Origin of the sequence: Acetobacter sacchari (assembly GCF_017377715.1) — a bacterium.
Lineage (GTDB): Bacteria > Pseudomonadota > Alphaproteobacteria > Acetobacterales > Acetobacteraceae > Acetobacter > Acetobacter sacchari.
In genome coordinates this window covers 212,919-225,015 of record NZ_JAFVMF010000001.1, presented here as the reverse complement: position 1 = coordinate 225,015, position 12,097 = coordinate 212,919, and the positions used below count along the sequence as shown (strand labels likewise).

Below are 12,097 nucleotides of genomic sequence, written 5' to 3'. Positions count from 1 at the left end.
GACCAGAATGATCATCAGCCTCGGCCGTCGGCGTCTGTTTGGCGCTCTTGCAGCGCTTGCGCTCGGCGTTACGCTTTCCCGACCCGCCGCAGCCGCCGAAAAACCTGCGGATTTCGTGCGTCAGCTCGGCTCCCAGCTTGTCGCCATCGTCAACAGCAATCTGTCGCCCGCAGAGAAGAAGCAGAAAGTCCTGCCGTTGCTGCAGCAGGACGTCGACGTGGATGCGATCGCCCGCTTCTGCCTCGGTCGTTACTGGAATGTGGCCACCGACGCGCAGAAGACGCGCTATCTCGGGCTGTTTCATCAGGTCCTGGTCAACGCCATCACCGACAAGCTGGGCGATTATCGCGGCGTCAGCTTCACCATCGGCGCCACCTCCCCCGTCGGCGAAGACAAGGCGGTCGACGCCATCCTGATGCGGCCAGGACAGCCTGACGCGAACATGCAGTGGGTCGTCAGCTCGGCCTCCGGCGCACCGAAGGTTGTGGACGTGGTCGGCGAAGGCGCCAGCCTGCGTCTGACGCAGCGTCAGGACTACGCCTCCTACATCTCCCGCTCCGGCGGCACTGTCGAAGCGCTGCTCAACGCCCTGCAGCGTCAGATCGACAAGCACAACACCGTGGCGAGCCACTGATCCACTATACAGGTTGAGCAAACCTCGGCCGTTTCTGAGAAAGCCGTCGCGTGACAACACGCGGCGGCTTTTTTACGTCCAGCCGCCTTCTGTCATGCATGTCGTGTCGAAACCACGTGCTTCCATGGCGACTGAACACTCCCCGCGGGCATAATCACTCCACACACGGGCCACGAGAGGCAGCGCCCTCCCCGACCGATAAGCCGCGCACGGCAGAAAGCGCGGAGCTTGATGCTTACAAACGCCTTCATTGTTTTCCCTGACCCGCGCTGCGGGTAACGTCGCGGACTGAACACGAGGACGAAACACGATGCTGACCATCTGGGGAAGGAGCAATTCCTCCAACGTGCAGGCGGTGATGTGGTGCGTAGGCGAACTCGGGCTGCCCCATGTGCGTCACGACGCGGGACATCGATACGGTGGCCTCGACGCGCCCGAGTTTCTGGCGATGAACCCCAACGGAACGATACCCGTGTTGCGTGACGGCGACGACGAACCGCTTTGGGAGACCGGCGCCATTCTGCGCTACCTGGCGTCACGTTATAGCGCTGCGCCGTTCTGGCCGACCGACGTCGCCGCGCGGGCGCAAGTCGACAAATGGGCGGAATGGGCGAAGATCAACGTCGCGCTGAATTTCACGTCGGCGATTTTCTGGCCCGTGGTCAGAACAGCGCCCAAGGATCAGGATCCGGCCGCAATCGAACGCGCCATTGCGATACTGGATCGTTTTCTGTCAATCGCTGACGCACGCTTGTCGCGCCACGCCTATCTGGCGGGCGACGACTTCACGCTCGCCGACATCCAGTTCGGCCACACGTTGTTCCGCTACTACGACATCGCTATTTCCCGCGCCGAGCGACCCGCTCTGCGCCGTTATTACGATGCGCTCGTCGCCCGGCCCGCGTTCCGGGAACACGTCATGGTCTCTTACGATGAGCTCAGAGCCGTCGGGTAGGAGCCTTCGGTTCAGCGCCTTGCCCTGTCGTCGTTCTCATGCCGGATCATACGATACGAAACCGACCACATACGCGTGATTGAAATGGCTGCTCGGCGCAACGTTACCGACTGACGGGTGGTCGGGGGGGATAACGGGCGCTAAGGTTCCCGCCAACTAGTACCGGACTGTGAGCGCGCCGTGCATCCGAGCCTTCTCTCTCTTGTCACCTACCTCCCTCTGGCTGGCGCACTCGCCATCCTCCTGACGCGCAACGCGGGGGAAGCCGCAGACCGCGCCGCGCGGTGGATCGCATTGTGGACCAGCCTGCTGGTTCTGGCGCTGAGCGTGGTGATCTGGAGCGAGTTCGATCCGCTGCAGGCAGGTGCGCAGTTCGAGCAGCAACTGATGTGGATGCCCAGTTTCGGCGTGTCCTATCACGCGGGACTGGACGGAATCAGCCTCGTCTTCGTTCTGTTGACGGCGTTCCTCACGCCGCTGTCCATCGGCGCCGCGTGGCGCTCGGTCAGCGGTCGCGCCTGCGACTTCATGGCGGCGATGCTGCTGCTGGAGACGGCGTTGATGGGCCTGTTTTCGGCGCTCGATCTGGTGCTGTTCTATGTGTTCTACGAAGCGACGCTGATCCCGGCCAGCCTGATGATCGGCGTCTGGGGCGGACCCAGGCGCATCTGGGCTTCGCTGCAGTTCTTCCTGTTCACGTTCGGCGGCTCGCTGTTCATGCTGGTGGCGCTGGTCGCCATGTGGAGCGCGGCCGGCACCACCGACATTCCGTTTCTGGCGCAGACGCATTTCTCTCCGGAAATGCAGTGCTGGCTGCTGATGGGCTTCGTGCTCGCCTTCGGCGTGAAGCTGCCGCTGTTTCCGCTGCACGCCTGGCTGCCCGACGCCTATACCGAGGCGCCGACGGCTGCGTCCGCCATGCTGTCGGGCGTGCTGTCCAAGACCGGCGCCTATGGTCTGCTGCGCTTCGGCGTCCTGATGTTCCCCGATGCGGTGCATCGTTTCGCGCCGTATATCCTGCCGCTGGGCGTCATCGCTATCGTCTACGCAGCCTTCGTCGCCTTCGCACAGAAGGACGCCAAGCGGGTCATCGCGTATTCCTCCTTCTCTCACATGGGCATGATCGCGGTCGGTCTGTTCACCCTCAATCCGGAGGGCGTGGACGGCGCGATCTATCAGATGCTGTCGCACGGCGTGGTCATCGCGGCCCTGTTCTTCTGCGTCGCCGCCATCGCATGGCGCGCCGAGACGCGCGACATGTCGGCTCTTGGCGGTGTGGCCATGCGGATGCCTGCGCTGGCGACGCTCGCCATGCTGTTCACCATGGCGAATGTCGGTCTTCCGGGCACCGGCTCTTTCGTCGGTGAATTGCTGATCCTGATGGGCGCCGTGCATGTCTCCCTGTGGCTTGCGCTGCTGGCGGGAACGACGATGATCATGGGCGCGGTTTACATGCTGGTCCTGTATCGCGAGGTGCTGTTCGGGCACGTGCGCGGCGCGGTCGGGCTGCTGCGCGACCTGACGGCTGCTGAAATCGCCGTGCTGGCGCCGCTGGCGATCGTCACGCTGTGGATGGGCGTGCACCCCGGTTCGTTCACGCGGCTGTTCGATCCGGCGATCACGCACATGCTGTCGTCCGACGGCGGTCCCGCCACAGCTTCCGCCGCGCACGCCGCCGTAAAACTGGCGGCGCGCTGAGCGGACCTCCGCCGGTCTTCGGCGCCGTCAGGAGAGCGTGTTACCCTCCCCCGCTGCGGCTCGCCCGCGGCGGGTTTTTTGTATCGAGAGGCAGACATGAACGACGTGACGGGCGTTAAGCTCGACGAGCGGTGGAAGACCGCTCTGAAGGATGAGTTCGAAGCGCCTTACATGACGGCGCTGAAGAGCTTTCTCCTTGAGGAAAAGCGTCTCGGAAAAGCGATCTTCCCCAAAGGCTCCGAGTATTTCCGGGCGCTGGATCTGACGCCGCTGGGATCGGTGAAAGTCGTCATTCTCGGCCAGGACCCGTATCACGGCGAAGGGCAGGCGCACGGGCTTTGCTTCTCGGTCCGCGAAGGCGTGCGCGTGCCGCCGTCGCTGGTCAATATCTATAAGGAAATGAACACCGACCTCGGCATTACGCCCGCGCGACACGGCAATCTGGAGGGCTGGGCGCGACAGGGCGTTCTGCTTCTCAACAGCGTGCTGACCGTCGAACAGGCGCGCGCAGCGTCGCATCAGGGCAAAGGGTGGGAGAAGTTCACAGACGCGGTGATCGCGCGAGTGAACGAGCAGGAACAGCCCGCGGTGTTCATCCTGTGGGGCGCGTATGCGCAACGAAAGGCTGCGTTCGTCGACGCCACAAAGCATCTGGTTCTCAAGGCGCCGCACCCGTCGCCGCTATCCGCACATAACGGCTTCTTTGGCGGTCGGTATTTTTCGAAGGCGAACGCATTTCTTGAAGAGCATGGAATCGCGCCGGTGAACTGGGCCCTGGGATAAGGGACCGGTGCGGCACGGAGGTGCGTGCTTAGGCTCCGAGCAGGAATCTGGTTTCGACGCACAGGTGGAACGAAGCCGGATTGTCGCCCCTGGTTTTGCCGCCTCCCACGAGAAGACGCGCGATCAAGTGGGGAGTTGTCGATAGATCATCTTCGATAAGCCACGCCGCAGGGACGCCAACGTCTGCGGTCTGTTCGGCTGTGGGATCGTAACGTTACAGCCGCACTGACATGAAATCGCATGAGGTCACCCGCGCCGCCTCCCGCCATATTCCACAGATCGCATAAAGGCAGAAAAACCGCCGACCCGACAATGAGGAATAGCCTGTGTTGCGAATTTCCATGTGTCACCAGCGGCGCATCATAACGACCGGCGCAAGATCGCCTCTAAAGCGGGAACAACTGAGCACGCCATCCGAATGCGGCGAAAACGCATAACTGTTTCGGGAGCAATTATTTAGCCCGTGAGCGTTTCCGTTTAGGTGCCTTGCACTTTGACGTTGGAGTCTTCTTTTACAATTGACGGACCTGTCGGACGTCACTCAGCGCGGGAAGAAATTCACCCTGCTCAGCGCGTCGGCAGAGGGCGCGCCCATGGCGCTTCCCTGAAACGTTCGGCCAGAAAATCGAGCAATACGGACACGCGCGTTGGCCGCAACGGGCTCGGAGGCGTCAGAAGATGCAGTGCGATCGGCGGGATGTTCCAATCGGGCAGAACGTGGACCAGTTGGCCCGATTGCAGTTCATTCCAGACCATGAACTCGGGCAGAAACGCCAGCCCAAGGCCACGTAGCAGCGCTGGCGCAAAGGCTTCCGCGTTGTTCGCGCTGAGGCGCGCCGATTGCTGGACTACAAATTCCTCGCCATCGACATGGCGCATCTTGAACACGCCGGGCGCTGCGACATTGGTGTAGACCATTCCCTGGATGTCAGAGAGTTGAGCCGGATGGGTCGGTCCGCCCTGGCGATCCAGAAAATCGGGCGCTGCGACCAGCAGCAGTCTGACGGCGCAAAGCCTGCGCGCCCGCAATGAGGAGTCAGTCAGAGACGCAATTCGCACCGCGACATCGTAGCCGCCGCCGACGAGGTCGATCAGGGAATCGCTGAAATCGACCGCCACGTCGATTTCCGGATAAGCCTCCAGAAAATCAGGAAGAATGGGCGCCAGATGCTGGACGCCAAACGTCATGGGCGCCGCGATCCTGACCAGTCCGCGCGGCGCCGAGGCGCCTTCCCGCGCCTCCATTTCCGCCCGCTCTCCCTCGGCCAGAATGCGGTTGGCGTGCTCCAGAGCATGGCGTCCGGCCTCGGTCAGCGCCAGTTGTCGAGACGTCCGGTTCAACAGGGAGACGTTCAGGTCCCGCTCCAGCCTCGACACCGCTTTCGAGACGGTCGGCTTGGAGAGACGCAGTTCGTTCGCGGCACGGGCGAAGGAACCGAACTCCACGACTTTCGCGAAAATCGCCCAGGCTTCGAAATCAGGCAGCTTCATCGTTTGGCCTCCGGCGAATGCAACGTCCGGGAGCCCCACACGCCAAAATTCATTATCCCATCTTCGTCGCCGCACCAATGCAGCCACCGTCGCGGGGTTGCGCGCTGCGACACGATGGGCGAGCTTCGCCGGGATACCGAGGCTCTGTCGGCAGCCCCGTTGGACCAGGGAGAAAACCCATGACCCGCCGGGCCGGAAGCGCCGATTTGCCGCTGCACGGGGGGCGCGTTCCAGCGTGGCTCGGCGCGCGAATGAGCAAGCTCGGCGCCGTGATCGCACAGGCGATCATCCACCACTACGGTCGGGACGAATTCCTTCGACGACTCGCGCACCCCTTCTGGTTCCAGTCCTTCGGAGCCGTGATGGGCATGGACTGGCACTCCTCCGGCATCACCACCAGCGTCATGGGCGCGCTCAAGCGCGGCCTTGAGCCGCTGTCCGAGGAACTCGGGCTCCATGTATGCGGCGGCCGAGGACGGCATTCGCGGCGAACTCCCGACGAACTCGCCGCCGTTGGCGAGCGAACCGGGTTGGACGGGGGCGCGCTGGCTCGCGCAAGCAGGCTGGTGGCGAAGGTGGACAGCGCCGCCCTGCAGGATGGTTTCGAGCTATATCTGCACAGTTTTGTCGTGGCGGATGACGGGCGCTGGGTCGTGATCCAGCAGGGCATGAACGACGCGACCCGCTATGCACGCCGCTATCACTGGCTTTCAGAGGGTTTGAGCAGTTTTCTGGATGACCCGCACGCCGCGATCGATGGTCCCTCGCGCGGCGCGATCGTCAACCTTGCTGACAGGCGCGCCGACGCATCCCGCAACGCACAACTTTCACTGTTGTCCGACCTCGGCCCCGACGGACTGACGCGAGAGGTCGCCTTGCTGCGCGGAGAAACCGGCGCGACGACAGCGCGCCACGATGAACCGCAGCTTCTGCTGCCGCACCTGACGATGCCGGAGCGCCACGACGTCAGGGAGACGGACGTGGTCATGCGCCGCCTTCACGGTGCGCTGGCTGCAGCCGCCGACAGGGGGCCTCAGGATTTCCAGGAACTGCTGCTGACCCCCGGCGTCGGCGCACGAACGGTGAACGCGCTCGCCGCAGTGGCGGAGGTGATCCACGGCGCGCCCTGCCGCTTTTCCGACCCTGCCCGCTTCTCGCTCGCACATGGTGGGAAAGATCGCGATCCTTATCCTGTTCCGACCAGAGTCTACGATCACACGCTTGCGGTTCTGAAAGCCGCAATGGAATCGGCGAAGCTTGGGCAGGACGAGCGTCTGGAGGCCCTCCGGAGGCTGGATGAACAAGCGCGACGACTGGAGCGGCGCGCATCGGGACCGGACTTCAACACATTCGTGCGAGCCGAACGCGCAGCGTCGCATGAATACGGCGGCCGCAGCGTGTTCGGATGGGAGCCGGCTCAGGAAAAAGGCCGTGATTCGACTGCGATTGAACCTCGCACGATGGCGTCGGGTTCAAACTCTTCGAGAACGGGTAATTAACTGTCTATTATCTGGTCCAGAATAAGATACAGTCATCAAAATTCATTTCTCATCGGGGCCGGAATGACAGGCCAGAACGTTCGTTTCCGTAACGTATTGTCGCAACGCGCCTCTCCCGCGAGACGCGGATGAGACTGATCGCCATAACTGCAGACCAGATCGCCAACGAAGATCGCGCCCGCGATTTCGTCATGAATTTTGAGGCGAATTCCGAAATATCGGAATTTTTTTCAGAAAACGACGCAATTTCTCATTTTAGGGATACAGAAAACCTCAACCTCCTGCTTGTAAACTTGCGTTCTCCCCATCTGGATGGGGCCGCAGTTATCGCTCGCATCCGGGCCCAGGCCTGGGGAGAAGGAATACCCATCATCGTCATTTCCGGCCGTCAGGACCGAGAGATGCGACTGAACGTGCTTCGCGCCGAAACCACGGATTTCTTACATTCGCCCGTAGACCCAGAAGAATTCCTCATACGCGCCCGCAATCTCATTACGCTCGTCGCCTGCCGGAATGAGGCGCGACGAAGCACCGATGCGCTGGAGCGTGAGAAGAAGGCGAACCACCGCGCCCGAGATGAATTGCTGCGTGCAAGCCATGAGCGACTGTTGCAGGTCATCGATACGGCGCCGATCATGATCAGCGCCGTGGACGCCGAGGGACGATATGTCCTCGTAAACCGCCGTCATGCGGAAATGGTGGGGGCGCCCGCATCCGCCCTGATGGGCACAATCGCCCGGTCATGGGGCGACGATGAACAGCGGTCCGAGCAACAGGCGCGTCTGGTGATTGAAACCGGACGAGCCGGCCCGCACTACGAGGAGACTTTCGTCGACGCTGAAGGCGTGGAGCGCACGCTCATGACGACCAAGGCGCCGCTGCACCTTACGCCTCCCGGAGAATCCTCCAGTAAACCACTCGTTTTGATAACATCGCTTGACATCACCAAGCGCAAGGCGGCGGAGCGAGAGCTGCATGTCCTCGCATACTACGACCAGATCACGCGCCTCCCCAATCGGCTGAAGCTGGAGATCGACCTCCTGCGGCTGAATCGTAAGAATCAGCATCAATCGTTTGCTTTGTACGCAGTCGATCTCGACCGCTTCAAGGCTATTAACGAAACGTTGGGCCATCAGGCTGGCGATGGTCTGCTGCGGGCGGTCGCAGAACGCCTTGTCGCGACTCTTCCCGCCGCCATTGTGAGCCACATCGGCGGCGACAGATTTGCGATCGTCAGCCCGCTCGACATCGGCGCGTCCAGAGACGCTGTGGAGCACAAGGCGAAACAGATACTCAGCGCTTTCAACGAACCGTTCGAGCTGGCCGTCTCTCATCCTGAGCGTGAGGAACCTGGCACCGTCCTTTCTACGTGCAGCCTCGGCGTCGTGATTTATCGGGGGGGCGCTCTCCGCTTTGAAACTCTTCTGAAGCGCGCCGATATGGCGATGTATCGCGCCAAGGCGCGAGGCGGCAGGGGCTATGCTTTCTTCCAGCACAACATGGAAGACGCGCAGGCCGCGTCCATGCGTATCGAGCTCGATCTGCACAGTGCGGTGCGACGCAACGAACTCCGGTTGCATTATCAACCGGAATTCGACCTCAAATCCGGAAAAATTTTCGCTGTAGAGGCACTCCTCCGCTGGGAACGTCGCGACGGAACCCTTCTTTCCCCCGGCTATTTTCTGACCGTCGCCGAAGAAACGGGCCTGATAGCACCCATCACAGCATGGGTTCTCGACGAAGTCTGTCGTCAGATTGGCGTCTGGCGCGCACAGGGGCTAACCCCCCGGGTCGCGGTGAATATTTCCGGCGTCCTGTTCCGCCTTGCGGACGTGCACCAGATGGTTACCTCCGCCATCGAAAAATCGGGCGTGGATCCGGCGTCTCTGGAACTCGAATTGACGGAATCGGTGCTCATCGAAAACGTGGACTCCACCAACAGACAACTGGCGGCCCTGCGCGATCTTGGCGTGTCCATCGCAGTGGACGATTTCGGCACGGGCTATGCTTCGCTCAGCTACCTGACCAAATTCGCCGTGGATAGAATAAAAATCGACGCCTCTTTTCTCAGGCAGATTGAGGAATCCACCAACGACCAGTTCGTGGTGCGCTCGATACTAAGCCTGTGTCGTAATCTTCGCCTGAAAGTTTTGGCCGAAGGCATAGAACGCGGCGAACAGGCTCTCTGGCTTGCACGCCACGGCTGCCGCGAGGGACAGGGATTTTATTTTGCGCGCCCGAGATCTGCTGAAGACATCACGAACCTGCTTAACGCCCCCGCGATGCAGCCGCCCCGCATAATAACGCGTATATTGACGACCGAACGGACGGAACACGAAAGAACACTGCGAACAGCAGAGTCATAAAGAAACAATGCGAATTTCACTCAGCGATCAAGCGCCTTCCAAACCAGTGTCGGGCGGGCGTTGAAAACGTCTTTTCAACGATTGAACCTAGCCGTAACGACACAAAGAGGGCGAGAGCCGTCCACAGCCACACATATCGGAGCCCGCAGCCGCTCCATGCGTAAACACGAATCAGCGTGTAGACGACGAACATATGCGTCAAATAAATCTCATAACTCAGCACGCCGCATCTGCGGACCCAACCTGTCCAGGGCGTAAGCACAGCATTCCCCCAGCCCCCCTGAAACGCAATGAGGAGCAGTGCGACGCCCGTCGTCAGGACCAACATGCAGCCCGCACCGAGATACGCGCTCAGGATATCGTCAGCCAGGAACATCAGGATTGTCATGCAAAGTCCTGCCCATCCCGCGAGATGGAACAAGGCGCTGCTTTTCATACCGGGACATTTCCGCGCCAGAAGCGCAGCGCTCACTCCCATGGCGATAGCGGACATTCCCGGCGCATAGGCCTTGTGTCGCCATATACGCGGTTCATGTGAAAGCGCGTCGAGCAGAAGCGGAAGCGACAACGCGAACGCTCCGACAAGCACAGCAAAGATCGCCGGGCGTTTGCCGACCGTCAGGCAGATCAACGGAAAAAACAGATAGAACGCTTCTTCGATCGACAATGACCACAAAACGTCCCAATTCCCCGGAAGATAACCGGTATGCCCCTCGTACCAGTTCATGTGCATGAACAGGGCTGCGAAAATAGCGCGAGGCAAGCTCTGATCTGGTCGTGTGATGACGTAATCCGGCTCACCCATCAGATCCAGCAAGGCCAGCACGGCGACGAGCGCGACAAGGCACGGCAGTATCCGTGCGGCGCGGAGCGCGTAGAACTGGGCGAGACGAACGCCACCCAGACTCTTCCAACGGCCCAGCACGGTTTGGGTGATCAGAAAACCGGAGATAACAAAGAACGCGAACACGGCGGCATGGCCGCTCGACCCGACCGCCTCCAGCAAGCGGGAGGGCAGAATCGATGCAAGATTTGTACGGGCGAGAGGGATACGCAATGCCATGTGATTAATCACCACAAGAATGATCGATAAGCCGCGAATCACGTCAACGCCCTGATTCCGCCTTTTGTTTCCAGTGGCCGGCGCACTGCTGACAGTCTCGAACCGGCGAATGGTTTTCAGCATTGCGGCATCCGTATCCCCGCGCGCGGGAGCGAAAAGTCCTCAACCGTCCAGAGGGACGATGCTCATCGTTACGGAACTGCATCTGTCAGAGCATTTCGTCATTTTCATGACGCGCCTGAAACGTCGGAGGCGCTCGCCAGCTTGACGCGTATCCGTTATCCGCGCTGTTCCAGGCGCGTGACCAGAAGCTGGTTGATACGGAAGCCCTCGACGTCGACCACCTCGAACCGGAAGCCAACCGCGTCGATGCGATCAGCCTTGCGGGCCATGCGGCGAAGACGGTGGGTCACGAAACCGCCGATCGTGTCGAAGATGTCGCTGTCTGGAAGATCGAGCGCGCCAAGTTCGCGGATGACGTCGCCGATCGGCGCCGCGCCGTCGATAAGCCACGAATTCTCATCGCGCCGGACGATCGCCTGCTCATCGAACGGGTTGGCGAGCCCATCCATGAGTGCGCCCATGATATCCTTGAATGTGATCAACCCGACCACGAGCCCGTATTCGTTCACCACGATGGCGAAGCCCGCCCCGTGCGTGTCGAACTGGGCCAGCGTGTCCCACAGATTCAGCGTCTCCGGCACGGAGAGGACGTCGCGGCGAAGCCGCGATATCGGACTCACCGCCTGTTCGCCGGTCTGTATGATTGTCTTCGGTTCATCAACGACCGTGACCAGCACATCCTCTGCGCGGATCGAGCCAATCACCCTGTCGAGGCCGCCATTGCACAGCGGATAGCGGGAATAGGGTCGGACGCGAACTTTGTCGCGCTGCGCCTCGAGCGTTTCCTGTACGTCCAGAAAGACGATTTCGTCACGGGGCGTCATTGCGGACGTGACGGAGCGGTCCTGCAGGCCCAGCACGTTCTGGATCATCTGATGTTCCTGCTCGAGCAGGACGCCGGACGCCGTTCCGGCGGCGAGGATGGCTCTGAGATCTTCGGGCGTCACCGGCTCGACAGCGGAGGCGGCGGGTATTTTCAGGGCGCGCAGCAACGCGTCGGAGATTTTCGAGAACACCCAGACGACCGGATAGAGCGCCCGCAGAGCGCCTGCCGGAAACCAGCCGATCGCAAGCGCGATCCTGTCTGGCGCGTTCATCGCGATCCGCTTTGGTAGCAGGTCGGCGAACACGACAAACAGACCCGTGGTTGCGACGAACCCGATCGCAGAAGCGATGCTGCTGGCGGACGCTTCGACGAATCCCCAGCGCATAAGCATGTCGGTCAACGGCGGCGCGAGCATTCCCGAACTGATCATGCCGCCAAGCACGCCGACCGAATTGAGCAGGATCTGCAGGACCGTCATCACCTGCCCGCTGTTGCGACGCAGGGCGAGGAACGCTGTCGCACGTTCATCGCCCGCGTCAGCCCGGGCGCGCAGCCGCACATCACGCGCGGCGGCGAACGATATTTCCGACATCGAGATCAGGATGCTGACAGCGATGAGCAGAACGAGGGCGATCAGGCCCAGAAACAGGAGAATCACA

The 12,097-nt window shown here is 61.4% G+C and carries 9 protein-coding genes; 6 read left to right on the top strand and 3 right to left on the bottom strand.

Annotation, left to right across the window (positions count from 1 at the left end; genetic code table 11):
• Positions 1–7: 7 nt before the first annotated feature.
• The 4 genes from J2D73_RS00960 (at position 8) to ung (ending at position 4,070) form a co-directional block, all read left to right on the top strand.
• Complete coding sequence (locus J2D73_RS00960) at positions 8–634, top strand: MlaC/ttg2D family ABC transporter substrate-binding protein (RefSeq protein WP_207878514.1); 627 nt, start codon at positions 8–10, stop codon at positions 632–634.
• A 310-nt stretch (positions 635–944) separates the two neighbouring features.
• Positions 945–1,589 (top strand): glutathione S-transferase family protein, encoded by a 645-nt coding sequence (locus tag J2D73_RS00955; protein WP_207878510.1) that lies wholly within the window; start codon positions 945–947, stop codon positions 1,587–1,589.
• Positions 1,590–1,769: 180 nt separating this feature from the next.
• Entirely contained in the window at positions 1,770–3,287 is a 1,518-nt protein-coding gene (locus J2D73_RS00950) for an NADH-quinone oxidoreductase subunit M (protein ID WP_207878508.1), read from the top strand.
• A gap of 96 nt (positions 3,288–3,383) precedes the next feature.
• Positions 3,384–4,070, top strand: coding sequence for a uracil-DNA glycosylase (gene ung, locus J2D73_RS00945; protein ID WP_207878504.1), 687 nt, complete (start codon positions 3,384–3,386; stop codon positions 4,068–4,070).
• A 567-nt stretch (positions 4,071–4,637) separates the two neighbouring features.
• Here ung and J2D73_RS00940 read toward each other — a convergent pair.
• Positions 4,638–5,561, bottom strand: a complete 924-nt coding sequence (locus tag J2D73_RS00940) for a LysR family transcriptional regulator (protein WP_207878501.1) — start codon at positions 5,559–5,561, stop codon at positions 4,638–4,640.
• Between the two features lie 179 nt (positions 5,562–5,740).
• Here J2D73_RS00940 and J2D73_RS00935 point away from each other — a divergent pair, with 179 nt between their 5' ends.
• Positions 5,741–7,060, top strand: a complete 1,320-nt coding sequence (locus J2D73_RS00935) for a DUF763 domain-containing protein (RefSeq protein WP_207878498.1) — start codon at positions 5,741–5,743, stop codon at positions 7,058–7,060.
• Between the two features lie 128 nt (positions 7,061–7,188).
• Complete coding sequence (locus J2D73_RS00930; RefSeq protein ID WP_207878496.1) at positions 7,189–9,426, top strand: putative bifunctional diguanylate cyclase/phosphodiesterase; 2,238 nt, start codon at positions 7,189–7,191, stop codon at positions 9,424–9,426.
• Positions 9,427–9,442: 16 nt separating this feature from the next.
• Here J2D73_RS00930 and J2D73_RS00925 read toward each other — a convergent pair whose 3' ends face one another.
• Both J2D73_RS00925 and J2D73_RS00920 read right to left on the bottom strand, forming a co-directional pair.
• Complete coding sequence (locus tag J2D73_RS00925; protein WP_408736812.1) at positions 9,443–10,531, bottom strand: acyltransferase family protein; 1,089 nt, start codon at positions 10,529–10,531, stop codon at positions 9,443–9,445.
• Positions 10,532–10,767: 236 nt separating this feature from the next.
• Positions 10,768–12,096: a CNNM domain-containing protein gene (locus J2D73_RS00920; RefSeq protein ID WP_207878789.1), complete on the bottom strand. Its 1,329-nt coding sequence runs from the start codon at positions 12,094–12,096 to the stop codon at positions 10,768–10,770.
• Position 12,097: the final 1 nt, after the last annotated feature.